General features: G+C 71.2%; 18 protein-coding genes. 8 read left to right on the forward strand and 10 right to left on the reverse strand.

Annotated elements, in window-relative coordinates:
• The first annotated feature begins 39 nt into the window (after window positions 1-39).
• Window positions 40-1,704, forward strand: coding sequence for a SulP family inorganic anion transporter (locus tag ACWCOV_RS00720; protein WP_449827097.1), 1,665 nt, complete (start codon window positions 40-42; stop codon window positions 1,702-1,704).
• Here ACWCOV_RS00720 and ACWCOV_RS00725 read toward each other — a convergent pair.
• Window positions 1,690-4,383, reverse strand: coding sequence for a LuxR C-terminal-related transcriptional regulator (locus ACWCOV_RS00725; protein WP_449827098.1), 2,694 nt, complete (start codon window positions 4,381-4,383; stop codon window positions 1,690-1,692). The genes ACWCOV_RS00720 and ACWCOV_RS00725 overlap by 15 nt on opposite strands.
• A 242-nt stretch (window positions 4,384-4,625) precedes the next feature.
• Here ACWCOV_RS00725 and ACWCOV_RS00730 point away from each other — a divergent pair, with 242 nt between their 5' ends.
• Window positions 4,626-7,316 (forward strand): LuxR C-terminal-related transcriptional regulator, encoded by a 2,691-nt coding sequence (locus ACWCOV_RS00730; RefSeq protein ID WP_449827099.1) that lies wholly within the window; start codon window positions 4,626-4,628, stop codon window positions 7,314-7,316.
• Between the two features lie 28 nt (window positions 7,317-7,344).
• On the opposite strand, the gene ACWCOV_RS00735 is transcribed toward ACWCOV_RS00730, so the two are convergent.
• Genes ACWCOV_RS00735 through ACWCOV_RS00745 form a run of 3 tightly spaced genes read right to left on the reverse strand, consistent with a single transcriptional unit; the run spans window position 7,345 to window position 12,827 of the window.
• Window positions 7,345-10,098 carry a helix-turn-helix transcriptional regulator gene (locus tag ACWCOV_RS00735; protein WP_449827100.1) on the reverse strand — a complete coding sequence of 918 codons (2,754 nt, stop codon included), beginning with the start codon at window positions 10,096-10,098 and terminating at the stop codon, window positions 7,345-7,347.
• A gap of 57 nt (window positions 10,099-10,155) precedes the next feature.
• The gene (locus ACWCOV_RS00740) at window positions 10,156-10,551 is read right to left on the reverse strand and encodes a hypothetical protein (protein WP_449827101.1); all 396 of its coding nucleotides are present in this window, start codon (window positions 10,549-10,551) and stop codon (window positions 10,156-10,158) included.
• On the reverse strand, window positions 10,551-12,827 hold the full coding sequence (locus tag ACWCOV_RS00745) for a CehA/McbA family metallohydrolase (protein WP_449827102.1): 2,277 nt from the start codon (window positions 12,825-12,827) through the stop codon (window positions 10,551-10,553). Before ACWCOV_RS00745 ends, ACWCOV_RS00740 begins: the two co-directional genes overlap by 1 nt.
• Window positions 12,828-12,995: 168 nt before the next feature.
• Here ACWCOV_RS00745 and ACWCOV_RS00750 point away from each other — a divergent pair, with 168 nt between their 5' ends.
• Together ACWCOV_RS00750 and ACWCOV_RS00755 are read left to right on the forward strand one after the other, a co-directional pair.
• Window positions 12,996-13,613 (forward strand): sigma-70 family RNA polymerase sigma factor, encoded by a 618-nt coding sequence (locus tag ACWCOV_RS00750; protein WP_449827103.1) that lies wholly within the window; start codon window positions 12,996-12,998, stop codon window positions 13,611-13,613.
• Window positions 13,614-13,669: 56 nt separating this feature from the next.
• Window positions 13,670-16,435: a helix-turn-helix transcriptional regulator gene (locus ACWCOV_RS00755; RefSeq protein WP_449827104.1), complete on the forward strand. Its 2,766-nt coding sequence runs from the start codon at window positions 13,670-13,672 to the stop codon at window positions 16,433-16,435.
• Here the strand turns inward: ACWCOV_RS00755 and ACWCOV_RS00760 are convergent, their stop codons facing one another.
• On the reverse strand, window positions 16,436-17,386 hold the full coding sequence (locus tag ACWCOV_RS00760; RefSeq protein ID WP_449827105.1) for an alpha/beta hydrolase: 951 nt from the start codon (window positions 17,384-17,386) through the stop codon (window positions 16,436-16,438). It abuts the gene before it with no gap.
• A gap of 159 nt (window positions 17,387-17,545) precedes the next feature.
• On the opposite strand from ACWCOV_RS00760, the gene ACWCOV_RS00765 reads away from it, so the two are divergent.
• Window positions 17,546-18,652: an AAA family ATPase gene (locus ACWCOV_RS00765; protein WP_449827106.1), complete on the forward strand. Its 1,107-nt coding sequence runs from the start codon at window positions 17,546-17,548 to the stop codon at window positions 18,650-18,652.
• Between the two features lie 1,345 nt (window positions 18,653-19,997).
• Window positions 19,998-20,291 carry a helix-turn-helix domain-containing protein gene (locus tag ACWCOV_RS00770; RefSeq protein WP_449827292.1) on the forward strand — a complete coding sequence of 98 codons (294 nt, stop codon included), beginning with the start codon at window positions 19,998-20,000 and terminating at the stop codon, window positions 20,289-20,291.
• Here ACWCOV_RS00770 and ACWCOV_RS00775 read toward each other — a convergent pair.
• Window positions 20,288-21,121 (reverse strand): alpha/beta fold hydrolase, encoded by an 834-nt coding sequence (locus ACWCOV_RS00775; RefSeq protein WP_449827107.1) that lies wholly within the window; start codon window positions 21,119-21,121, stop codon window positions 20,288-20,290. The genes ACWCOV_RS00770 and ACWCOV_RS00775 overlap by 4 nt on opposite strands.
• 206 nt (window positions 21,122-21,327) lie before the next feature.
• Here ACWCOV_RS00775 and ACWCOV_RS00780 point away from each other — a divergent pair, with 206 nt between their 5' ends.
• Window positions 21,328-22,233, forward strand: a complete 906-nt coding sequence (locus ACWCOV_RS00780; RefSeq protein WP_449827108.1) for a GTP-binding protein LepA — start codon at window positions 21,328-21,330, stop codon at window positions 22,231-22,233.
• On the opposite strand, the gene ACWCOV_RS00785 is transcribed toward ACWCOV_RS00780, so the two are convergent.
• Together ACWCOV_RS00785 and ACWCOV_RS00790 are read right to left on the reverse strand one after the other, a co-directional pair.
• Complete coding sequence (locus ACWCOV_RS00785) at window positions 22,223-23,113, reverse strand: patatin-like phospholipase family protein (RefSeq protein WP_449827109.1); 891 nt, start codon at window positions 23,111-23,113, stop codon at window positions 22,223-22,225. The two genes, ACWCOV_RS00780 and ACWCOV_RS00785, sit on opposite strands and share 11 nt — an antisense overlap.
• Before the next feature lie 90 nt (window positions 23,114-23,203).
• On the reverse strand, window positions 23,204-23,863 hold the full coding sequence (locus ACWCOV_RS00790) for a TetR/AcrR family transcriptional regulator (protein ID WP_449827110.1): 660 nt from the start codon (window positions 23,861-23,863) through the stop codon (window positions 23,204-23,206).
• Window positions 23,864-23,942: 79 nt separating this feature from the next.
• Here ACWCOV_RS00790 and ACWCOV_RS00795 point away from each other — a divergent pair, with 79 nt between their 5' ends.
• Window positions 23,943-24,635: an NAD(P)-dependent oxidoreductase gene (locus ACWCOV_RS00795; protein WP_449827111.1), complete on the forward strand. Its 693-nt coding sequence runs from the start codon at window positions 23,943-23,945 to the stop codon at window positions 24,633-24,635.
• On the opposite strand, the gene ACWCOV_RS00800 is transcribed toward ACWCOV_RS00795, so the two are convergent.
• The gene (locus ACWCOV_RS00800; RefSeq protein ID WP_449827112.1) at window positions 24,623-24,802 is read right to left on the reverse strand and encodes a hypothetical protein; all 180 of its coding nucleotides are present in this window, start codon (window positions 24,800-24,802) and stop codon (window positions 24,623-24,625) included. The genes ACWCOV_RS00795 and ACWCOV_RS00800 overlap by 13 nt on opposite strands.
• 18 nt (window positions 24,803-24,820) lie before the next feature.
• Window positions 24,821-25,549, reverse strand: coding sequence for an SDR family NAD(P)-dependent oxidoreductase (locus ACWCOV_RS00805; RefSeq protein WP_449827113.1), 729 nt, complete (start codon window positions 25,547-25,549; stop codon window positions 24,821-24,823).
• Window positions 25,550-25,553: the final 4 nt, after the last annotated feature.

Below are 25,553 nucleotides of genomic sequence, written 5' to 3' on the forward strand. Positions count from 1 at the left end.
CGGTAGGGCGCACCTCAAGTGCCCGGATGGCTGCGGTCGATGCGACCGGCACGTCGCGACCTGCGCGCGGACGCGGTCGCCGGGCTGCCGGGCGCGATCAGCGGTGTGCCGGACGGAATGGCAGCAGCGGTACTCGTCGGCGTGAACCCCATCCACGGCCTGTACGCGAGCTTCGCCGGTCCGGTCGCCGGAGGGCTGCTGTCGAGCACCCGGCTGATGGTGATCTCGACGACCACGGCGGCAGCTCTGGCGGCCGGGTCGGCGCTGGAAGACGTGGACCCGGCGGACCGGCCGGACGCCCTGTTCCTGCTGACGATCATGACCGGTGTGGTGATGATCCTGGCGGGCGTCGCCAAGCTGGGGCGGTACACGCGGTTCGTCTCGCACTCGGTCATGATCGGCTTCCTGACCGGCATCTCGGTCAACATCTTCTTCGGCCAGATCCCCGACCTCACCGGCGTGCAGGCCAGTGGCGACTTCGCGCTGGCGAAAGCGGCGGACGTCGTACTCCATCCGGCGCGGATCGACGTCGCCTCGCTGCTCGCGGGTCTCGCGACACTCGGCATCCTGGTCGGCCTGTCCCGGACCCGGCTGGCATCGGTGGGCGCGCTGGTCGCGCTCGCGGTCCCGACCGCGGTGGTGATCATCGCCGGCGCCGATTCGGTGGCCCGGGTGGAGGACGCCGGGGACATTCCGCGCGGCATCCCGGCGCCGCAACTGCCGGATCTCGGCGTCCTGTCGCTGCCGCTGGTCACCGGGGCGCTGGCCGTCGCCGCCATCGTCCTCGTCCAGGGCAGTGGGGTCGCCGAGGCCGCGCCCAATCGCGACGGAACCGTCTCGAACCCCGACCGGGACTTCATCGCCCAGGGTGTCGGCAACCTCGCGGCCGGCCTCTTCCGCGGCCAGCCGGTGGGCGGTTCCGTCGGCCGGACGGCGCTGAACCAGGCAGTCGGCGGCCGCAGCAGGTGGGCGGCGATCTGTTCGGGACTGTGGATGCTGGTGATCCTCGCGGCCTTCTCCGAGGTGATCGGAGCCGTCGCCATGCCGACCCTGGCGGCGGTCCTCATCTTCGCGGCCGCCGGTTCGCTCCGGCCAGGTGAGCTGAGGACGATCCTGCGCACCGGACCGACGTCACAGATCGCGATCGTCGCGACGTTCGTCGCGACGCTGTTCCTTCCGGTCGCCACCGCCGTCGGGATCGGCGTGACGCTGTCGCTGGTGCTCCAGCTCAACCAGGGTGCGATGGACCTCAAGGTCGTCGAACTGAAGCCCGCCGGCGACGGCCGGTGGACCGAGCATCCGGCCCCGGAGCAGTTGCCCAGCCATCAGACGACCGTGCTCGACGTGTACGGCAGCCTGCTCTACGCCGGCTCCCGGACCCTGGCCACCCGGTTGCCTGATCCGGCAGGCGCCGAGGCGCCCGCTGTCGTCCTCCGGCTTCGCGGCCGCACCTCAGTCGGCGCGACGTTCGTCAAGGTCGTGGCCGACTACGCCGCCGCCCTGCAGGCGATCGACGGCCGGTTGTACCTCAGCGGCGTGGACCACATCCTTGCCGAGCTCCTGCGCCGTACCGACCGAGTGGACGTGTCCGGACCGGTCACCGTCTTCGAGGCCACCGAACTGGTCGGGGAATCGACCGGGCGGGCGCTGCACGAAGCCGAGACCTGGGTCATCGGGCACCGCGGCGACTCATCTGGTCAGTAGCCCCAGCGCGCGAGCCCGGTGTACGGCGTCCCGCCGGCTGGCCACGCCGAGCTTCCGGAAGATCCGCTTGAGGTGCACTTTCACGGTGTTCACCGACACGAAGAGCTCGGCCGCGATCTCCACGTTGGTCATCATCGTCGGCAGGTACCGCAGGACGGTCAGCTCGCGGTCGGTCAGCGGTTCGGCCGGCGCATCGGCCAGGGCGCTGGGTGACCTGACCATGCCCAGGTCCGCGAGAAGTTCGTCCACGAAGCCGGAGGTATCGGGATCCAGCTGCTCGACCTGGGTCAGCAGGCGCGGCATCCGGTCGGGATCCATGACGAGGAACGGCCTTCGGACGCCCTCCCGCCGGGCGATCTCCACCGCGCGGCCGAGGGCCTCGACGGCACGGTTGTTCGCGCGCAGGCTGTCGGCCGCCAGCGCCGTCAGCAGCCAGATCTCCACCGCGGCGGTGCGGTCGGTCGTCCGGTCCCGCAGCGGAGCGAGGACCTCCTCGGCCCGCTGCGCTTCACCGCAGGCGAGGAACGCTTCGGCCAGGCAGGCCTGCTCACGGGCGAAGGGCGGCTGCCGGTCTGCCGGCGTACCGAACCTGGCGATCGCCGCCTTCGGGTCATCGGCGGCGAGCTCGATCTCGGCCTCGGTGATCGTCTGCCACCGTGCGAGGAAGGCCGGGGGCCGCCAGTGCCCGATCTCGTCCCGCACCCGAGCCATCTGCTCACGCGCGGCCTCCACGCGGCCGAGCGACGCATGCAGGCGAGCCTGGGTCAGGCCCACCGCGCACGCGGCGGCAAGGTCGAGGCTCGCAGCCTCCTTGGCCCGGAAGAGCAGACTCTGCGCCTCGTCGACGTTGTTCCACTGCAGGTGGATCATCGACAGCGCCAGGTATCCGGTGGCCGCCTGCGCGAGCGGCTCCCAGCCGCGGGCATCGACGAGTTCGACGGCCTTGGCGGCGTACCCGAAGCCCTGCCTGAGCCGGCCCGAGACCGCGGCGGCGAGTCCCAGGTGCGCCAGAATGTTGATCCGGGACGCGTCCAGCCCGGTCGCGGTCGCGATCCCGAGTCCCTCCCGCAGGCGCGCCTCGGCCTCGTCGAAGTTGCCGGACCACAACAGACCGGTCCCCAGGTTGCTCAGGGCGACGGCGCGGTACTGGTCGGCCGCCGGCAGCGAAGCAACCGGCCCGGACGCCTCCTCGAGCGCCGCCGACGAGGTCGCCAGCAAGGCGTCGATGTCGCCATGGGATCGCGTGACCGCTGCCGAGAACAGGCGGACGGCGACAGAGGTGCCGATCCTCGACTCCGGGCTCGCCCGGTCCAGCTGCGCCTGCGCCCGGTCGAGGTGCGGCTGCATGTCCTGGAAACGGCCGGCGTGCATCCGCAGCGCCGCGGCGCACACGGCCAGCTCCGGGGATTCCGCAAGTCGGCCGACGGGGATCCGGGCCAGTTGGGCGGCGACCCCGGAGCGCTCGGCCGAGACCATCAGCGGCGCGGCCTGCGTGACGAACAGCCGGCCGAGCAAGGACCAGTCAGCCGCCTCCGCAGTGTGCCGCAACGCCTCGACCGGCTGGTCGTTCGCCGCGAACCAGAGCGCGGCCCGCCGTCGCAGGTCGGGCAGGATCTCCGGCTCGTCGATCGTCAGTTGGTGACGCAGCATCTCCCGGAGCAGCGGGTGGTACCGGTACCACTGCCGGTCCGAGCCGAGACCGACCACGAAGGCGTTCGACCGCTCGAGCATCTCCAGGAAGCGCTGGCCGCGAGGATCGCCGGTCAGCACCTGCGCGAGTCCGCCGCTCAGCCGGTCGGCGACCGAGGTCCGCAGCAGGAACCGCCGGAGCTCGGGTGGCTGGCTCGCGACTACCTCCTCGAGGAGGTAGTCGGTCACCGCTTGGTCGTCGCCGGCGAAGTCCGCCGGGGTCCGGCCTGGTTCACCGCCCTTGAGGAAGTAGGCGGCCAACCGCAGCCCGACCGGCCATCCCTCGGTGCGATCCACCAGCAGCCGGGCTCCGTCCGGATCGACCACGACACCGGCTGCGGCGAGCAGCGCCAGCGCCTCGGGAACATCGAAGGCGAGGTCGGTGGACCGAATCTCGGCCAGCTCGTCCTTGAGCTCGAGGCGGCGCAGCGGCAGCGTGGGGTCCGCCCTCGTCAGCAGCACCAGTCGCAACTGCGACGGCGGATGCCGCAGCAACTCGGCAACGGCACCCAGGACCGCCGGTTCTCCTACCAGCTGGAAGTCGTCGAGAACGACGACGACGGGATCCGGCAGCCGCGTCAGCCCGGCGACGAGCCGGCGGAGGTTCTCGTCCGCGTCGCCGAGTCCCGGCGCGAGACCCGCCAGCGGGTTGCCGCGCGGGATCTCGGCGGCGCTGCGGATCGCGGCCACGAAGTAGGACCAGAACGAGCGCGGATGGTTGTCGCTCTCGTCGAGGGAGAGCCAGGCCACCGGCCGGTCGGCAGCTGCCGACGCAGCCCACGAGGCCGTCGCCAACGTCTTTCCCCAGCCGGCGCCGGCGCTCACCACCGTCAACGGGCGCCGCGTGCCGTCGTCCAGCAAACGGCCGATCCGCGCGCGCTCGACGTACGTCGACGGGACGCGCGGCCGCGCCAGCTTCGTGGCCAGCAAATGGAGGTCCGACGCCTCGGAGACACCGAGACGAGGCGGCTGAGCTTCAGCAGGTGACATATCCCCGACCCCTGTGGACCGCCGCCCCCGGGTGCCGAAGTCCGCTGCTGTGCACGTCGGATGGCGGGTGCTGTCGTCGCCGGTCCCGAGTGCCCGGAGTCCATCGCCCCCGCGACGAAGTACTCGGCCTGTGTCGTTGCCCCCACGACCAGCCTCTCCACCGCATATCGTACGCGAGATCGCACTGCTATCACCCGCACAGGGTGATGTCATCGGACCTCGGCCGGGTCACGGTATGGCTCATGGGGGGCATCAACGCAACGGGGCAGTCCGTGGTGACCGAGGGTGACGGGTCCATCGATCCCATCCTGGCCGTCCGGTTCGCGATCCCGAGACCTCCACGACGGTACGTCGAGCGCCCGAGACTGAGCAAACGTTTGGACCGTGGCTCCGAGCTGCCGTTGACCCTGGTCAGCGCGCCGGCCGGCAGCGGAAAGACATCGCTCGTCGCCGCCTGGGCAGCGCAGCGCGCGGTGGCCGGGCACAGCACGGCGTGGCTGACCTTCGAGGAGCAGGATGTTCCCGCTCCGAGGTTCTGGCCGCAGGTCCTCGAGGCCCTCCGCCGGCAGGGCCTGGTCCTGCCGGGAGCGCGGGACGACAGCGCCGCCGCACACTCCCTGATGCTCACCGAACTGGCCACCGTGCTGGCCCGCCAGGCGCATCCGGTGACGCTCGTCCTGGACGGCTACGAGAATGCGTCCGCCGAGGATTCGAGCGACCTCGACTTCCTGTTGCGGCACAGTGACCAGCGCCTGCACGTCCTGATCCTGACCCGGGTCGACCCCGTGCTCCCGCTGCACCGGTACCGCCTGGCCGACCTCATCACCGAGGTGCGGATGGCGGATCTCGCCTTCACCGAGGAGGAGACGGCCCGACTCGTGCAACTGTCGGGCGTCAGCATGAGCAGCGACTCGATCGCCGCACTGACCCGGCGAACCAGAGGCTGGGTGGTCGGCCTGCGCTTCGCGAGTATGTGCCTGGAGTCCAGCGACGATCCGGATGCGGCCGTGGCTCAGCTCGCCGGGGACAACGGCAACATCGCCGACTACCTGACGGCCGAGGTGCTCCGGACGCAGTCCCCCACAGTGCGGTCGCTGCTGCTGCGCACCAGTGTCGTGGACGTGCTCCAGCCCGGCCTGATCGAGGAGCTGGGCGGTCCCTCGGCCGGGCGCATCCTCGCGTCGCTCGCCGCCGGCAACGTTCTGGTCGAACCGCTGCCCGATCATCCCGGCTGGTACCGCTACCACCCGCTCTTGCGTGACCTGCTCCGCGCCGAGCTCGCGCACGAGTCACCGAGGCTACGGCGGGAGCTGCACAAGAAGGCCGGGGACTGGTACGCCCGGCAGGGATTCCTCGAGTCCGCCGTCGGTGTCGCCGCAGCGGCTGATGCGTGGAGCGACGCGTCGGCGTACGTCGTCGACGGTCTGGCCATCGGCGAGGTCCTGCTGGGCAAGGACAGCGGCGGACTCGACCGCGACCTCCGGAAGATGCCGTCAGACATCGACGATCCGGCCGCGGGGGTGGTCCGGGCCGCGCTGGCCCTGACCGACCGCGACACCGCCCGCTGCGCCAATGAGCTGGAGCGCGTCGGCGCGTCGCTGGTCCCGGAGGCGGACCACGACCACGCCGTCGAACTGGCGGCCGGCATCGTCCAGACCGTGCACTCGTGCCTGGTCGACGACCCACGGACCGGGATGCTGGCCGATCGGGCCGAGCAGGAGTTGATCAGGCACCGGGAGAAGGCCGCTGCCCACCCTGAGCTCACCTTGCTGGTCCAGGCGATCAAGACGAGATGCCTCCTGTACGACGGCGAGATCGCCCAGGCACGCACCGCCCTGGCGGCGGCGGTGGGCGCGGAGGCTCCGGGCTACGAGGGTCTGGCCGCGGCGTGCCTCGGCTACCTCGCCCTCATCGACTCCTGCCAGGGCGCTCTGCGTGGCGCTCACGAGTGGGCCACACAGTCGGTGGCGCTCGCCGAACGGGCGGGTCTGCCGGCCGGCGGTCCCCCGCCGGCGGCCGAGATCGCCCTGGCCAGGGTGAGTATCGAACGCGACGACCTGCGGGCCGGCCAGGAGCACATCAGAGCGGCGATGCGTTCGGACGAAGTGTGCGACGAACCTGTCCTGCAGGCACAGTCCGCCATCGTGCAGGCGCGCCTCCTGCAAGCCCGCGGCGGGGTCCACGAGGCGATCGCCCTCGTCGAGGCAGCTGCTGATCAGCCGGGCGTCAACGCCGGCTGGCCCGCGCACCCACTGCAGCTCGAAGCAGCCATGCTGAAGGTCGTCCAAGGCGAGCCCGACGCGGCGGCCCGGCTGATCGAGCAGTTGGGCAGCCCCGGCGACGCCGTCGGCGCCCTCGTGCTCGGTCACGCACACCTGCAGCGGCGGAACTGGACCGGCGTCGCTGCCTCGGTGTCCGCCATCCTTGCTCAAGGCAATGAATCGCCGCTGCAGGCCACAGTGGGCGCACGACTGCTGGAGGCCGCCTACGAACTGCACCGGGCGCAGCCCGGACGGGCGAGGGCCGCGCTGACCCACGCGCTCCAGCTCGCCGAGCCGGAGGAGCTGCGCCGACCGTTCCTCGAGGCTCCGGCCGCCGTCCGGCAGCTGCTTGCGGCCGGCACCGAGCTGGCCGAGCAGAACGGCTGGCTCGGCCCCGTCATCGGTGACCGCCGCAGGACGCTCGCCGTCCGGACCATTCCGGGGGCCGACCTGCCACACCTCGAGCTGCACATCGAACCGCTCACGGCGAAGGAGACCGAGGTGCTCGGTCACCTGTCCGAACTGCTGACCACCGAGGAGATCGCGCTGGAGATGTTCGTGTCGGTCAACACCGTCCGGACGCACATCCGTAACATCCTGCGCAAGCTTGCCGTCTCGCGGCGGAACGAGGCCGTACGACGGGCCCGTGCGCTCAGCCTGATCCCAGCTTGACCCCAGCCTGACCCCGGACCGCCCAGGGTCAGGCGGAGGTGGCCAGGGCGGCGGGAAGTTGGCGGCGGGAGGTTATCTCCAGCTTGGTGTAGACCTTGCGGAGGTGCCATTCGACGGTGTGGGGGCTGAGGAAGAGCTCGGCGCCGATCTTGGGGTTCGTCATGCCGGCGGCTGCGAGGGCGGCGATCTGGGCTTCCTGGGGGGTGAGGCTGGTGGTGGGTTCGGTGGTGCTGGTGCGGACGTGGACGCCGGCAGCCAGGAGCTCGCGGCGGGCTCGTTCGGCGAAGGCGGTGGCTCGCATGCCGTCGAACATCTGGTGGGCGAGGCGGAGCTGGTCGCGGGCCTCGGTACGGCGGCGGGTCTTGCGGAGCCATTCGCCGTACAGCAGATGGGTGCGTGCCACCTCGACGATCACCCGGTCGCGGCTCAGTTCCTCCACGGCGGTCTGGTAGAGGCGGTCGGCCTCCTTGCCGTCGGTGAGGAGGGCCTGGCTGCGGGCGCTGATGCCGCGGGCCCAGCCACTGTTCGCCGCGCGGGTGAGCTCGAGCAAGCGGGCGAGGGACTCCGCGGCCTGAGCGAGCTCGTCGCACTGGACGGCGGCCTCGATGTGCTCGACCAGCGACAGGCCGGTGAAGTTGAAGCCGTCGTGGTCGATGCCGGCGCGCGCGGCGACGAGGGCCTGGTCGTAGCGGGTCAGGCCGTTGTAGATGACGCCTTGGACGTAGCCGGTGACCCCGAGCAGCGAGACCTCGCCATGCTGTGTCGCGGCCACCCGGGCCTGCTCGATGATGCCGGCGGCAGCGTCCTCCTCGCCGCGCCACGCGGCCAGGACGAGTGCGGCGTAGGTGTGCGGGGCCTGGCCGGTCGCGGCGGCGATCGTGTCGGCCTCCTCGATCATCCGGGTGGCGGCCGCGAAGTCGCCGTGATGGATGTGTACGCCGCCCGCGTAGATGAGCGCCGGTGGCAGCACACCGAGTGCGCCGATGTCGCGAGCCAGCCGGACCGCTCGGGTGGCCAGCGTGTTCCAAGCCGGCAGGTCCCAGCCGTAGTGGATGAAGGACTCGAGAGCGACCGGCACCAGGAGGAGCCAGCGCATCGTCGCCTCCCGCCCGACGAGCTCCTCGTGCGCGAACGGCTCGAAGGCTCGGCGCAGTGCCGGGACCCCACGCTCCAAGTCGTCCGCGAGCAGCGAGGAGACTCCGTCCAGCAACAGGTCCGACGGCTCCGAGCTCGACGCCGGTCCGGTTGCGCGGGCCGCGATCGCGGCAGCCCGGGCACCCGCCGGCCCGTGGACGCGGCCCGCGAAGACCGTGGCACTGATCGCCTCGAGGTACGTCTCCCGCTCCAGCGGCGAGCCCTCCGCGGCGAACCGTGCCGCGGCGTCCAACAGCAACGGCGCCGCCTCGTCGCTCCGGCTGCGGGCGAACAGCATGCGGGCCCGCAGCCGAATCAGGCGGGCTCGATCCAGCGGGCCGAGCGGACAGGAGTCGGCCAGGAAGGCCAGCTCGGTGGCGCGATCCGGTGCTGCGGCCGAGAAGTGCGACTCGGCCGCAGCCAGTGCCCGGAGCCCGCGCTGCCACGGGTCCGGCGTCAGGGCGGCAGACCGCTCCAGCAGGACGGACTCGGCCGCCACTCCACCGCGCTGCCTGGCCCGGTCGGCGGCCTGCTCCAGCCAGCCGGCCACCTCTTCGTCAGGCCCGTCGGACGCCTGCGCGGCGTGCCAGGCCCGGCGGTCCGGTTCCAGCACCGGGTCAGTGGCCGCCGCCAGCGCCCGGTGGACGGTACGGCGTTCCGCGGGGTCCGCCCCGTGGTACACGGCAGACCGCGCGAGCGGATGCCGGAACCGCACGGACTCGCCGAACTCGATCAGGCCGGCCTCCTTGGCCGGTGCGACATCGGCAGAGATGCCCAGCAGGTTGGCCGCCCGCAGCAGCAGCCGAGCATCGCCTACCGGCTCGGCGGCCGCGATCAGAAGCAGCGTCCGGGTCTGCGCAGGGAGCGAGGTCAGCCGGCGGGCGAAGTCCTGTTCCACCCGGCTGGACACTGACCCGGGGTCGACCGACTCCAGGCCGTACGCCAGCTCGGCCGCCGTACGTCCGCGGGAGAGCTCCAGCAACGCCAGCGGGTTGCCGCGGGTCTCGGCCACCAGCCGTTCCCGGACCCTCCCCTCCAGCCGTCCACCGACCGCCGACTCCAGCAGCTCGCCGGCCGCGATCCGGTCCAGACCGCCGATCACCAGCTCCGGGAGCCCGAGCAGCGCCGACTCCCCCTCGGGGTCGCGTACGGCGAACACCATGGCGACCGCCTCGGCCAGCAGCCGCCGGGCGACGAACTCCAGCGTCTGCAGCGAAACCTGGTCCAGCCACTGGGCGTCGTCGACGACGACCAGCACCGGCCCGGACTCGGAGACCCGAGTGAGCAAGGTCAGCACAGCAAGGCCGACCATGAAGCGGTCCGGCGGGTCACCCGCAGCCTCCCCGAACGCGACCTTCAGCGCGTCACGCTGCGGTCCCGGTAGCCCGTCGACCACGGCGAGGAACGGCGCGCACAGCTGGTGCAGGCTCGCGTACGCCAGCTCCATGTCGGCCTCGATGCCCTGCGACCGCGTGACCGTGATGCCCGAGGCCTTCGCGGCGACGTAGTCCAGCAGCACCGACTTGCCGATGCCGGCGTCGCCCCGGATCGCGCAGACGGCGGAGTCACCAGCGCGCAGAGCCGCCACCAAGTCGTCCAGCACCGCGCACTCGCGACGCCGACCGACCAGGTTCGGGGATGCGCTCATCGGTCTCCTCGCGCGGCTCGGGTGCAGGCGTGCCAGACAGAACGGTATTCGCTCTGTTCAGAGAAGGCGACGCAAAGGGCGAAGGAGGAAGCTGGTGGTGCTGTGAGTAGCCAGTCCACCAAGGGCGGACAGCGCCCGGCAGGTGAGGGTCACATCGACCACAGCGAGTGTGCCGACGCGGACGCGCAGCGACGTGTCCTGGCGGCGTTCCCCGGTCAGCTCCTGCACGAGCAGGTCCCAGGTGACGCCGTCCACCGGCTCGGGTTCGATGCTCAGCGGCCCGGTCACGAAGCCTTCGTTGACCACGGCAACGGGAATCGTGTGCCACTCGCCAGGCGTCGGCTCCCCCAGTGGCGCGCCGGTTCGCGCAACGGTCACCCGGGCCTCGGGGTTGATGGTGATCGCGAGCGGCGCGTCGGTCTCGACCGGCCCGCAGCACCCGAGGTGGATCATCAGTCGACCTCACATTCGTCCCGCCGGACCCGGTAGATCTCCTGGGCGGCGTCGTACGCCTCCCGAGCCGCTGCCCGTTCGCTGTCCCTGATGAATCCGGACTTCGCCTTCCACAGCGCGTCGACGGAGTCGTGCAACCACTGGGCGCTCCGTCGCGAGGCCCGGATCGGCCGGCCGGAAATCTCGACGAAGACCGGCTGGGTGTGCACGCTGCGCAGGATCCGCATCGCGACCCAGGACGAGCGCTCCAGCGGTACGTCGAACGACACAGCCTGCTCGGTGCCGTCCGCAACCACCTCTTCCGTCGCCACCGGCACACCGTTCACGACCACCTCGACAAGCACGTTCCGAGTCGTGCCGATCCGCGCCCGCTCCAGGTGCCAGCCCACCGGGGCGCTGTAGACCGGACGCCCGGGCGCCGGCGGAGGCGGCTCCTCGGGCAGCCAGGCGGCGACCGTCGCGCTCACCCGCACCGGTCCCGGCGCGGCCACACTGTGCTCCCGCGTCACGTGACCGTCGACGGCCAGGTCGAAGACGTGACTCCGACCATCACCGAAGTACGATGTACCGCCCTGCAAGCCCTCGATCCACGTCTCCAGCGCCCGCGGTCCCTGCGGCGGCTCGTCCAGTCGCACGTACGTACGCCCGACGCCCGGCCCTTCGTCGTACATGCACGGGTAGTCGGTCTCCCCCAGCATCAGGGTGCGGTAGCCGACGTTGAGCAGGTGGTACCAGATGTTCAGCTCGGCCACCGGCGTGAACTGCGCACCGCACTGGAAGTCCGCAGCACCCAGCGGTACGTCGACCACGATCTCGTTGGACCCGATGCCGTGGAAGCCGGGGATGATGTAGTTCGGCAGCTCGTCCGTGCCGACCGCCAGCCCCACGCCGCAGTGCGCGTACCCGGTGAGCGCGTTCTGCGCGTGCCCCCACTCCAGGACCGGCAGGTTCCACGACGGCCAGTCCTCGATCACCTTGGTCCCCGGATAGTCCTGGTCGGTGAGGCCGAGCAGGATCACGTGACCGGAGTGGCTGGACGGGAACCCGGAGACCTCCAGGTCGTACCGCAGCACGCTCTCGGCGTCCCGGTCCGTCGGCTGCGGGCGCCAGGTCATCCCCTGCGCCTCTTGCATCGCCGGATACTCCAGCTCGGCCGGCGGGCTGATCGACTTGCCGCTGAAGAACTGCTTCTGGTGGTAGTAGCAAGGCGCCCAGGTGAGCACGCTGCCGAGCCACAGCCCCTCACCGCGGACGTGCCTGATCATCGTCTCCGGCGTCACGCCCTCACTCGGGACGTTGTAGTGCGAGCAACCCCCGGCATGGATGTGCGGGTCACCCGAGTAGTAGCCACGGCTCGCCGGGTCGACCCACCGGTCCAGCGGAACCGCCAGTACGTCGGTCGCCGCGTCGACGTCGGCCTCGATCCGCACCGGCCGGTACTCCGGCCCACGCAGCGCAGTGATCTCGTAGCGACCCTCCGGCAGCCGGATCACCTCACCGGTCGCCCGGTACACGTGCTCGTGGAAGAACATGTCCGGCGCCAGCCGCATCGCCTTGGACGGGTACGAGCGCCCCTGCGCGTCGCGGACCGTGATCGACGCCATGCAGCTGCGCCCGTCCGGCTCGCGCACGTCGAGCTGGACGTCCCTTGCCGTCGCACAGTCGAAGTCGAACGAAGCGCCGTACTCCCGGTCCTCGAAGTTCGTCCGGAAGTTCGCCATCCCGGCCGCCGACCGGCTCAGGCTGTGGTGGTTGTGCTCGTCCGCGATGACCACACCCAGACCACCCGGCCGGACGCCGTCCTCGCGGCTGTACAGGCTGATCACCTTGTACTCGACCTCGAGTCCGGACAACGCGCTCGGCTCGGCGACCTTCGCATCCAGCCACGCGTCCTTGATCCGCGGTACGACGGTCAGCGTGTCGTGCAACGCGATCCGCGCGGAGTGACTGACGTGGTCGATGAGGCCGAACACGCCGCTGGCGTTCGACACCAGCCTGGCCTCGAACCGATGCGGGTTCCGCACCCGCACCAGGAAGCTGCGCCACCCGTGCTGCACCAACCGGGGCGGCGCGGCGCCCGGCGTACACACGGCATTGCCCAGCTCGTCGATCCGCACGTCCAGAAGGACGAACGACCGGAGCAGGGCCTCGGGGTCGGCGTCCGGCTTGGCCAGCCGGGCGGTCACGTCGGCAGGCAGTGGATCGCCGAGGTCTTCCAGTTTCCGTACGGCGCGGGACGCCGACGCCAGCAGTGGCTGAGCAGCGGGCTCAGGCACGGGCACCTCCTGGAGGTCCGGGAGCACTCGACGGTACTCCCGTGGCCGGGCCGGATCACGTGGTTTTCCGACCACGGGGTCGCCCACGGATCAGCCAGGGCGCGACGGCGCCGCCGGTGACGGACCGTGAGGGGGAAGACAGTTCCACAGCGGAGGAAGGCCGGAAGAGTGAAGGAGAACCTGTCGGACCTGGACGAGGCACTGGCGACGTTCGTCGAGGTGCGGCCCCGGCTGATGGCGATCGCGTACCGCATCCTCGGCAACACCGCCGAGGCCGAGGACGTCGTCCAGGAGACCTGGCTGCGCTGGCAGAACACGGACCGCGCGGTCGTCACGAACCCGAACGCGCTGCTGGCGACGATGACCGTCCGGCTCGCCATCAACGTCAGCCAGTCCGCCCGGCGGCGCCACGAGACCCTGGTCGATCGCTGGATCCCCGAGACGGCCGACGCGAGCGACGACCCGGCCGCCCGGGCCGAACGCAGCGAAGCGGTCGAGGAGGCCGTGCAGCTCATGATGACGAAGCTGACGCCGAGCGAACGCGCTGCCTACGTGCTCCGGGAGGCGTTCGGCTATCCGTACCGGCAGATCTCAGAGTGTCTCCAGGTCGGAGTGGCCAACGCCAGGCAGCTGGTCAGCCGGGCCCGCGTGCATCTCACCGCCGGCGGCCGATCGCTGCCGAACCCGGCCTCCCACGAGCCCTTCCTGCAGGCGTTCCGCAACGCCGCCCACGCCGGTGAGCTCGCCGGCCTGGAGGAGGTGCTGGCCGCCGACCTGGCAGCCTGAGGCTCTTTGCCACCCCACCGCCCGCGGCTTAGGCTCGGTCATTGGGCGGTGGGGCGATGGGGATTCAGCTGCAAGGCCGGCAGCGCGAGCGCGCGACTCTCGACCGGCTCGTGGCCGGTCTGCGAGCCGGACAGAGTGCTGCGCTCGTCCTCCGTGGCGAGGCCGGGATCGGCAAGACCGCCCTGCTCGACTACGTGCAGGCCCACTCGTCAGCATGCCGAGTCGTGCGAGCGGCCGGTGTCGAGGCTGAGCTGGAACTGGCGTACGGCGGCCTGCACCAGCTGTACGCCCAGCTGAGGGACCGCTCGACCGACCTCCGGTACGACGCCCTCGGTACGGCGTTCGGCCTGGCCCCAGGTGATCCCCCGGACCGTTTCCAGGTCGGCGTCGCGATGCTGAACCTGCTGACCGACGCCGCCGAGGACAAACCGCTGATCTGCCTGGTCGACGACGCCCAATGGCTGGACCGGGTGTCCGCCCAGACCCTTGCATTCGTGGCCCGCCGGCTGCTGGCCGAGCGGGTCGCGCTGGTCTTCGCCGTCCGGGAACCAGCTGAGCACGACGAGCTCAGCGGCCTGCCCGAGCTCGTCGTGAAGGGTCTCGACTTCAGCGATGCCCGCGCCCTGCTGGACACGGCGATCACGGGTGTCGTGGACGAGCGCGTCCGGGACCGGTTCGTCGCCGAGACCCACGGCAATCCGCTGGCGCTCATCGAATTGCCTCGCAGCCTGTCGGCCGGACAGTTGGCCGGTGGCTTCGGGCTTCCCGACGCACCGGACCCGCGGGCGCTCACCAGCCGGATCGAGGAAGGCTTCCGCAGGCGCCTCCAACCGCTGCCACCTGAGACCCGACTGCTGCTGCTGACCGCCGCGGCCGAGCCGATCGGTGACGCCGCACTGCTGTGGCGGGCGGTCCAGCGGCTCGGGATCGGTCCCGACGCAGCCGCGCCGGCGGAGTCGGCCGACCTGATCGACGTCGGAGCCCGCGTGCGGTTCCGGCATCCGCTGATCCGCACGGTCGTCTACCGGGACGCTCCGCTGGCGGACAAGCGCACCGTGCACCGCGCCTTGGCCGAGGCCACCGACGCGGCGGTGGATCCTGATCGCCGAGCTTGGCACCGGGCGCACGCCGCGGTCGGGCTCGACGAGCCGGTGGCCGCCGAACTGGAGAGCGCAGCCGAGCGCGCCCGGGCCCGCGGTGGTCTCGCGGCCGCGGCGGCGTTCCTGGAGCGCGCCGCCGAGCTGACCCCGGATCCGGTACGGCGTGCCGAGCGAGCGCTGGCCGCCGCCACCACCAAGTTCCGGGCCGGCGAACCGGATGCCGCCTACGACCTGCTCGCGACCGCGGAGATCGGCCCGATGGACGATCTCCAGAGCGCGCACCTCGCGTGGTTGCGGGCCCAGATCCTCTTCACTCGCCGGCGCGGCAGCGACGCCGGGCCGTTGCTCCTCGACGCCGCCAACCGGCTCGAGGACCTCGGCGACCCGTTGGCGCGGGAGGCGTACCTGGAAGCGCTCGGCGCCGCCATCTTCGGCGGCCGGCTCGGCGACGTCGTGAAGGCAGCCGAGGCAGCGTGCGTCGCTCGTCCGGCCGCGGGCGCGCCGGGTGCCATGGACCTTCTCCTGGATGGGGTCGCGACCCGATTCACCGAGGGGTACGCCGCCGCCGTACAGCCACTGCGGAAGGCTCTGCACGCCCTGCGCGAGGACGCCAGCCTCGGTGAGGCCAGGCTCGAGCACTGGCTGTGGCTGGCCTGCCCGGTCGCGCCCGAGCCGATCGCGCCGGAGCTCTGGGACGACGAGGCCTGGCATGACCTGGCCGCCCGCGCTGTCGAACTCGGCCGCGGGCTCGGCGCCCTCGGCGTCCTTCCGGTCGCGCTGTCGTATCGGGCCGGCGTCCACCTGCACGCCGGAGAATTCACTCAGGCGGCGGCGCTCGTCGCCGAGTCCGACGCGATCGCCGCCGCGACCGGCAGCGCGCCGCTGCGCTACACCCGCCTGATGCTCGCCGCCTGGCGCGGTGAGGAGGACGCGGCCCTGCGGACGATCGAGGCCGGCGTCAAGGACGCGACCGAGCGCGGTGAAGGCCGCGCGCTGGCCTTGGCCGAGTGCGTGACCGCCGTGCTCTACAACGGTCTCTCCCGGTACGACGTCGCCCTCGAAGCAGCCCGCCGAGCCTGCGAGCAGGAGGACCTGGGGTTCTACGGCTGGTCTCTGGCCGAGCTCGTCGAGGCCGCAGCCCGCAGCAACGCGCAGGGGACGGCAGCCGAGGCGTTGCAACAGCTCGAGCACCATGCCGGCGCGGCCGGGACCGACTGGGGTCTCGGCGTCCTGGCCCGCTCGAAGGCACTGCTCACCGAGGGCCCGGCCGCCGACGCCCTCTACCGCGAGGCGATCGAGCGGCTCGGCCGTACGCGAGTCGCCGTACACCTGGCGCGTGCGCACCTGGTGTACGGCGAATGGTTACGTCGCGAGCAGCGTCGTCAGGATGCCCGGTTCCACCTGCGCGTCGCCTACGACAGCTTTGGCGATATGGGTGCGAAGGCGTTCGCCGAACGGGCCCGTCAGGAGCTCGTCGCGACCGGAGCGACCGCGCGGCGGCGGCAGGTGGACACGCGCGACCTGCTCACCGCGCAAGAAGCGCAGATCGCCCAGCTGGCCGCCGACGGGCTCACGAACCACGAGATCGGCAGCCAGCTGTTCCTCAGTCACCACACCGTGGAATGGCATCTCCGCAAGGTGTTCACCAAGCTGGCCGTCACGTCGCGCAAACAGCTCAACGCGACCCTGATCGGCGCCGCGAGCCCGGTCTCGGCGGTCTGACTACTTGACGTCGAGCGCCTTGCGGAGCACGTGGATCGCCTGCTCCACCGCACCGGCGACGGCCGCGGACTCACGCAACGGGTTCAGCATCATGAAGTCGTGGATCGTGCCGTTGTACCGCACGCTCGTCGTGCGGACCCCGGCCTCGGTCAGCTTGCGCGCGTACGCCTCGCCCTCGTCACGAAGTACGTCGTTCTCGTCGACGATCACGAACGCCTCCGGCAGCCCGGCGAGCTCGTCCAGCCCGGCCCGCAGCGGCGACGCGGTGATCTCGCCACGCCGGGTGTGGTCCGGCAGGTACGCGTCCCAGAACCAGGCCATCCCCTTGGCGGTCAGGAACGGTCCATCGGCGAACTCGCGGTAGCTGTCGGTGTCCTGCGCGGCGTCGGTCACCGGGTAGTACAGCGACTGGTGCACGAAGGTGACGTCCCCGCGCTGCTTGGCCAGGATGGTCACCGCCGCGGTCATGTTGCCGCCGACCGAGTCGCCCGCGATCACCAGCCGGCTCGGGTCCAGGCCCTCGTCGCGGCCGTGCGCGGTGATCCACTGCGCCGTCGCGTACGCCTGCTCGATCGCGACCGGGTACTGCACCTCCGGCGAGCGGTCGTACTCGACGAACACGACCGCGGCCCCGACGCCGACGGACAGCTCGCGGACCAGCCGGTCGTGGGTGCCCGCGTTGCCGAGGATCCAGCCGCCGCCGTGGATGTACAAGATCGTGGGCAGCGGCCCTTCGGCGCCCACCGGCGTGACGATCCGGACCCGTACGTCGCCGACCTCGGCCGGCACGGTGATCCACCGGTCGTCGACGGCCGGCTTGTCGATCGGAGCGGCCTGGAGGTCGTCCAGGACCTTCCGGGCCTCCTCCTTCGACAGCTGGTACAGGAACGGCGGGTTCGAGGTCGCGTCGGCGATCCCTTGCGCCGCCTCCTCCAGGATGTGCTTCGTCATCAGGTCGTCCTTCCCTTGAAGCGTCTGTGTCCACCCCCAAAGACCGGGCAAGGCAACCGAGTGTGACGTTGCCCAGGGCAAGCAGTACGGCGATCGCGCACAGTGACGGGATTCGCCGTACCGCAGCGGCTAGGATGCCTATCGACCAGTGGGGGCGCCGTGGCGACGAGAGGTTCGGGAGCCGGACTCCTAGGGCGGCGGGACGAGCGCCAGGCCCTCGACGAGTTGCTGGCCGACGCAAGGGCCGGGCAGAGCGCGGCCCTGGTGCTGCGCGGCGAGGCAGGCATCGGCAAGACCGCGCTGCTGACGTACCTCCGCGCGCAGTCCACCGGATGCCGTGTCGTCCGGGTCGCGGGTGTCCAGTCGGAGATGGAGCTCTCGTACGCCGGTCTACACCAACTCTGCGCTCCACTGCTGACCGGTCTGGACCGCCTGCCCGGACCGCAACGCGACGCGCTCGCCACAGCGTTCGGTCTCCACGACGGTGAGCCACCCAGCCGGTTCCTGGTCGGCCTGGCCACGTTGAGCCTGCTCGCGGATGCCGGTGGCAACCAACCGCTGGTGTGCCTGATCGACGACGCGCAGTGGCTGGACCACGCCTCGGCCCAGACCTTGCAGTTCGTCGCGCGCCGGTTGCTGGCCGAGTCGATCCTGCTCGTCGTCGCCGTCCGGGATCCCAGTCCCGGCGAGACGTTCCCTGGTCTCCCCGAGCTGCACCTCACGGGGTTGTCCGACAGCGACTCGCGCACCCTGCTCGCGTCGGTCGTCGCCGGCCCGCTCGACGAGCGGGTCCGCGACCGCATCGTCGCCGAGACCGGGGGCAACCCGCTGGCCCTGATCGAGCTCCCCCGCGGGCTGGCCGTGGCGGAGATCGCCGGCGGCTTCGTCCGGCCCGACGCGCCACCGTTGTCCAGCCAGCTGGAGCAGGGCTTCCTCCGCCGCGTCCAGTTGCTGCCGACCGAGACCCAGCGCCTGCTGATCACCGCGGCGGCCGAGCCGGTCGGCGACGTGACGTTGCTGTGGCGCGGCCGAGCGACTGGGGATCCCCGTGGATACCGCTGCGGCCAAGGCCGAGGCGTCCGGGTTGATCACCTTCGGCACCCGGGTCCGCTTCCGGCATCCGCTCGTCCGCTCGGCGGCCTACCGTGCGGCGAACCTGTTCGAACGCCGCGAGATCCACCACGCGCTGGCGGAGGAGACCGACCCCGAGCTCGACCCCGACCGCCGGGCATGGCACCTGGCCCGCGCGGCGGCGGGACCGAATGAAGCGGTGGCGGCCGAGTTGGAGCGGTCGGCGGACCGCGCCCAGTCCCGCGGCGGCGTCGCGGCCGCAGCCGCGTTCCTCGATCGCGCTGCCGAGCTGACTCCCGACCCGGCCCGCCGAGGGGCCCGGACCTTGGCCGCCGCCCAGGCCAAGTTCGAGGCCGGCGCGTTCGAGGCCGGGCTCGCGTTGGCGGGCACGGCGGAACTGAGCCCGCTCGATGAGCTCGGCACCGTGAGGCTGACGTTGCTCCGCGGCCGGATCTCGGCCCTCACCAGAGGCATGACCGTCGCCTTGCCACTGTTCCTCGACGCGGCCGAGCGACTCGAGGTGCTCGACCCCGGACTCGCCCTGGTGACCTACCGCGAGGCGATCGTCACCTCGCTGTCCGGCGGCGGACTGTCCACCGAGGTAGCCGAATCGGTGCTGAACGCACCCAAACCCGGCCAGCCGATGCGTCACGTGCTGCTCCTGGAAGGCCTGGCGCGCATCACCACAGCGGGGTACGCGACCGGGGCGCCGATAGTGCTGCAGGCTCTGGCCGGCTTACGCACCGACGGGCAGTCGAAGCAGGAGGTGCTCGGCTGGTACCAACTCGCCGGCCGGTTGGCGACGGACGTCTGGGACTTCGAGAGTTGGTCCGCGCTTTCGTCGGTGCTGGTCGACGTGGCCCGCGCGACCGGCACGCTGCCCGTGCTGGCGCCGGCGCTCCTCCTTCGCCTCGCGAACCGGGCGCTCGCAGGTGATCTCACTACCGCAGCATCGCTCGCCGAGGAGGTGCGGGCGGTCGGCGAAGCGACCGGCAGCGGCTTCTGGCCTCACTACGGGCCGATGTACCTCGAACCGTGGCGAGGCCGCGAAGCCCAGACCCAGCAGGCGATCACGACGATCACCGAGCGGCTGACCGCGGTCCGTGGCCACGACAAGGTGCTGGCCGACACCCAATGGGCAGCCGCGGTGCTCTACAACGGTCTCGGCCGGTACGACGAGGCCTACCCGGCCGCGAAGCGCGCCAGCGCGAACCCGCAGGAGCTCGGGCTGTCCCTTCATGCATTGGTCGAACTCGCCGAGGCCGCTGCACGACTCGGACGACCGGCGGACGCGGTCCGCACCCTCGGCGAGATGGCCCAGACCACTGGCACCGGCTGGGCCCTCGGCAGCGCGGCCTTCGCCCGTGCGCTGGTGAGCGAAGGCCCGGCAGCCGAGGACTCGTACCGGGAGGCGATCGAGCAGTTCGCTGCCACGGAGGTCCGGATGCAGCTTGCCCGCGTCCGGCTCTGCTACGGCGAGTGGCTGCGCCGCGAGAACCGCCGGGTCGATGCCCGCGCGCAGCTCGGCGCGGCACACGAGATGCTGACCGGCTTCGGAGCGGAAGGATTCGCGGAACGCGCGCGTCGCGAACTGCAGGCCACCGGCGCGGCGGTGCGCAAGCCGGTCGTCGCGACGGTCGAGGCGCTGACGGCGCAGGAGGCGCAGATCGCGCGCCTGGCCGCCGACGGGCTGACGAACCCCGAGATCGGCGCCCGGTTGTTCATCAGCCCGCACACGGTGGAATGGCATCTGCGCAAGGTGTTCGCCAAGCTGGGCATCACGTCCCGCCGGGAGATCGCCACCCTGCTGCCACCAGGTACAGCGTCGGCCTAGCTACGCGCGGCCTGCTTGATCACGTTGGTGACGGTGCCGGGGTGGGACATCAGGCCGAGGTGCCCCGCGTCGTACTCGGTGATCTTGGCGCCGGCCCGCTGGGACATCATCCGCTGGGCACTGGCCGGGATGATCTGGTCCTTGGTGCCGATCGCGCTCCAGGACGGGATCGTCTTCCAGGCCGGGGTTGCGGACGGCTCGTTGAGCGCTCCCAGTGCGCCCGGTCGCTGGGTCGCGAAGACGAGATCCTTCTCGTCGGAGCTCAGCCCGGTCGCGAACGAGGCGAACACGGTCGACCGCTTGAGGTACACGTCGGTGGTCGCCGTCGGCGGCAACGTCGCGGGCGCGAAGTCGAAGATGGTCGTCGGCTCGACTGCCAGCGCCGAGTCCGGCCCCACGAGCTGGAACGGGGTCTCGCCGGCCTCCGGCGCGAAGGCGTTGACATACACGAGCGCCTTGACGTTCGGCAGTCCGGTGGCCGCGTTGGTGATCACGAAACCGCCGTACGAGTGACCGACCAGCACGACCGGTCCCGGCACGGTCTGCAGGAACGTGCGCACCGACGCCGCGTCACCCGCTACCGAGCGCAGGTTGTTGGGAATCGCGCGGACCGTGTAGCCGTCGTCCTGCAGCCGCTCGGTGACGCGGTTCCAGCTCGAGCCGTCCGCCCAGGAACCGTGCACCAGCACGATGGTCGGCTTCGTCCCGCGCTGCTCGCCGGCAGCGCTCTGCACCGGGTTGAAGCTCGCCAGGGCGAGCGCGGCCGCGGTGAGCAGGAAGGCCACAGTGCGCCCGTGTCTTTTGGGGCGGCGAGTCAGGGGATTCGTCATGGATCTGTCCGTTTCCGTGCGATGGACAGCCGGCCGCGTTCGGGTCGGCTCATCAAGTAAGTCCGCGCACCGCCGCGAGATGTGACAGCACCGGCCGGATGTCACACCGCGCCGGCCTGCCCGGTCCTTGTGGATGACGCCTGCCCGCGACCGGCGTACGTCGTTGCTTGCGCAAAGCAACGAGCCGCCCACGAAGGAGAACAGGTATGACCCACGTGCAGGTCCGGGACGGCCGCGGCGCCGTGCCCCGGCGGGCTTCCCGGGACGGTCTGCGGCGGTTCGTCGAGACGTTCGCGGCGGAGCACCCGCCGTTGTCCCTCGACGCCGCCGACCTGACGATCAAGGACCCCGACCAGGTGCGGCAGCGGTACGGCGGGGTGTTCAACTACCTGACCCGGGTCGAGCTCGAGGTGGAGCGGAACGTGCTCGAGCTGCGCGCGCTGATGCCCGATGCGACCGAGGTCGACCGGCTGTTCTACCAGGATGTCTGGTCACCGCAGGAGCTCCAGCACGGCATCCTGCTGGACGCCGTCCAGCAGGGTTTCGGGATGACGCCCGCCGACATCGACGTGTCGGTCAGCGGGGGGATGAAGCTGCTCGGCGTACTCTCGCACCTGCCCGGCATGCTCGGCGTGATCCGGCTGCTGTACTACCTGACCGGCGCGGCCACCGAGCGGTCGGCGGTGATCGCGTACTCGCGGCTGGTCGACGGACTGCGCGGGATGGGTGAGGACGCGATCGCGGAGACCGTCGTCGCGCCGATCAAGCGGCAGGAACCAGGGCATTTCGCGTTCTACCGGATGTCGGCCGAGGTGCTGGTCGGCGAGGAAGGCCTGAGCGACTGGCAGCTCCAGCTCGCGCGGATCCTGCGCCGCCGGTCGTTCGACCTCGTCGGCGTGAACAACCGCACGCAGCGGGCCGACTTCGGCGACGTCGCCCGGGCCCTCGAGTTCGACCGCGACCTGCTGGAGGTCGCGCGGCAGGTGAGCCGGGTGGAACGCGAACTGCTCTGGGCCGAGCGGCAAGGACTGAAGGTCCCGCGCTACATCCTGGCTGCGCTGCAGGAAGCGATCGCGCTCAGCGAGGCCCGCGCTGCCGGCTTCAAGATCTGACCGCTGTCGGTGGTGCCACCGTTGTGTCGTCGGCTCGGTAGAGGCCGGGCCCGGTGATGTGCAGCTGGTCCAGGAAGCTCGCTGCGGTGACGGACGCGGTGCCGATCAGTCGCTGCGAATGGCTGAAGTCCCAGGGCGCCGGCCAGGTGTCGATTCCGGTCGGCAGCACGACGGTCGGGATCCGCCGCGCGACGTCGTGCAGGTCGACCTCGATCTGATGATGCACCTGCAGGTTGGCGGCCCGCGCGGCGATCGCACCGGGACGCCTGCGCGGGAGCGTCGGTGTCACCGGCCAGCTCGCCGGACCGGTCGACAACACCACCAGGCTGGCCGCTCCGGCGGCCTCGGCCGCACGGACCGGGACGTACGCGATCACCCCGCCGTCGACGAGCGTCCGGCCCTCGCGGATCACCGGCGGCAAGGCGCCGGGAATGGCCGCGCTGGCGAGCAGCGCCGATTCGAGGTCGCCGTGGTCGATCCGGATCTCCGCGCCGGTGACCAGGTCCATGGCCACCGCGGTGAACGGGATCGGCAACTCCTCGATCCGCGACGGCAGCTCGGCCTGCGCGATCAGCCGGCGCAGGCCACGGTCGTTGAAGATGGCGGACCGCTGGGAGGACAGGTAGCCGAACGGGAACACATCCCGGCGACGCAGGTGGGTCCACACCTCGTCCAGCCAGGGCGCGGCCCGGTCCGGGTGGGCTGCCGCGATCGCGCCGGTGAGGGCGCCCACCGACGTACCGACGATCAGGTCCGGGACGAATCCGTGCTGCTCGAGCGCGTAGCCGACGCCCACATGCGCTGCGCCGAGCACCCCGCCACCGCCAAGTGCCACCGCCACCGGCTGTGGCAAGGCAGCCAACCCGTGTGCATGACTCATGACTCGCCTCCCCGGCCAAGGCTCAGATCGGTTGCTCACAAGTGAGGACCAGGTAGCGCGCCGATCTGTGACGCCGCTCGTCGGAGCTGATCAGCGCTCGTCGGGCTGCAGGGCGTCGAGGATGAGGGCGAGGCCGAAGTCGAACTCGGTGGTGTGGTCGTAGTCCGAGCTGAGGGCGTGCTGGGTGATGACCTCGGTGAGGTGTGGGTACGTGTCGGCCGGCAGGTCGCGGAGGAGGTCGGCGGCGACCTCGTCCAGGTCGGCCGGGCTCGGCAGGGGCAGGCTCAACTCCTGGATGACGTAGCCGTACAGGTAGCTGTCGATCACCGAGAAGGCGTGAACTGCCATCGCGACGGAGAAGCCGCCCGCGCGCAGGGCGCCGAGGACGGCGTCATGGTGGCGCAAGGTCGCCGGGCCGGGACGGCTGCGGGAGTCCATCAGGCCGACGGCCCACGGATGACGCCGAAGCACCGCGCGCGACGAGGCGGCCCGGTCCCGCATCGCCGCTTTCCAGTCCGGCGCCGTCGGGGTCGGCAGGTCGATCTCACCGAACACCGCGTCGACCATCCCGTCCAGGATGTCCTCGCGGCCGGCGACGTGGTTGTAGAGCGACATCGCCTCGACGCCCAGTTGCGCGGCGATCGCCCGCATGCTGACCCCGGCCGCCCCCTTCTCGTCGGCAAGCGCCAGCGCGACCGCGACCACCCGCTCCCGGCTGAGCGGCTCCCGCTTCGCTCCCGTCCGGCGCATCCGTCCCCTCCTTGACCGACTTACAGTGTAAGTCTACGCTGACTTACACCGTAAGTCTGATCAGGGGGCAGGTGGGGACATGAGGATCTGCATCGTCGGCGCGTCGGGGAAGCTCGGGCGGTACATGGTTCGGCACGCGCTCGACCGCGGCTACGAGGTGGTCGGCGTCTGCCGCGAACGCAGCGTCCCGAAGCTGGCCGAGTTCGCGGACCGGATCACGATCGTGCCGGGGCCGACGAACGACCGGGAGGTGGTCCGCAAGGCGGTCGACGGCTGCGACGGCGTACTGACCGTGCTGGTCCCGTGGGGCGTGCAGCAGTACTCGTCAGGTACGGCGCAGGCGGTTCTCGACTACGCCGACCCGGAGGCGCGGCTGGTGTTCTCCTGCGGCTGGCACATCACCCGGGACGGCCAGGACCAGTACTCCCGGCGCTTCCGGCTCATGGTCCGGGTCGTCACCTGGCTGGCGCGGCTGGTCCGTGCGATCGAGATCGACGACCAGGTGGAGGCGTGCCGGCGGATCTTCGCGAGCGACCGGAAGTGGACTGTCGTCCGCGGGAGCGACCTCGAGGAAGGCGAGAGCCAGGGCCTACCGGTGTGGAGCCACCACGTCGGCGACCCGGTTCTCGCCAGCAACCTGACCCGGCGCGTGGACTACGCCCTCTTCATGGTCGAGGCCCTCACCGACGACACCCTGATCCAGGAGGCCCCGGCCATCGTCGGCCGCCTCTCCCCCAGCGCCTTGGCCCACGCCGAGGCTCACGGCGTGTAGGTGTGTACGAGCCGGGCGACCGCCCAGGTGCCGCCGATCCGGGCGAACCCGGAGCCCGGGTTCACCCACGCCAGCGAGCTGAACCCGGTCGGGCTGTCACACTCCGCACTCCAGATCCGGCCGAGCGGTCCGCCGGGCTCGGTGACGATCTGACTGCTGATCCCCACGCACGTACGGTGGCACAGCTAGCGGCCAAGCAGCCGTGTCCAGAGGTCGTCCGGGACCAGCTTTCCCAGCCGGGCCAGCCACGCCATCTGCCAGGGAAAGGTGATGCGGGTACGGCGGCCTTCGATGCCGTCGGCGATCTCCTGCGCGGCTCGCTCGGAGGAGATGATGAACGGCATCGGGAAGCTGTTCGCCCGAGTCATCTCGGTGTCGACGAATCCCGGGCAGACGGTGACGACGTTGATCCCGTCCCGCCGCAGGCCGACCCGGAGAGCTTCGAGCAAGTTGATCTGCGCGGCCTTGGTCGCGCCGTACGCCTCCGCACCGGGCAGCCCGCGATAGCCGGCCACCGACGCGATCCCGACGATCACGCCCGCCCGCGCCTCCCGCAGCAGTGGGATCACCGCGTCCAGGCAGTGCGCCATGCCGGAGAGGTTGACGTCGAGATGACGCTGGAACGACTCGGCGTCGAACGTCTCCATCTGCTCCCAGTAGCCGGCGCTCAGGACGACGATGTCGAGCCCGCCGAGCTCCTCGACGACCTGCTCCGCGGCCAGCCGGACCGCGTCGATGTCGGTGACATCGACAGGGACCACCGCCATCCGCCCGCCCGCGACCTCCTTCAGCTTCTCGGCACGACGCGCCGACACCGCCACCCGCGCACCACGATCCGCGAGTTCAAAGGCCAGCGCGGCGCCGATCCCCGACGACGCCCCGACGATCCAGGTACGGCGACCAGTCAGCTCCATCGAC

The organism is Kribbella sp. NPDC002412 (genome assembly GCF_053592935.1).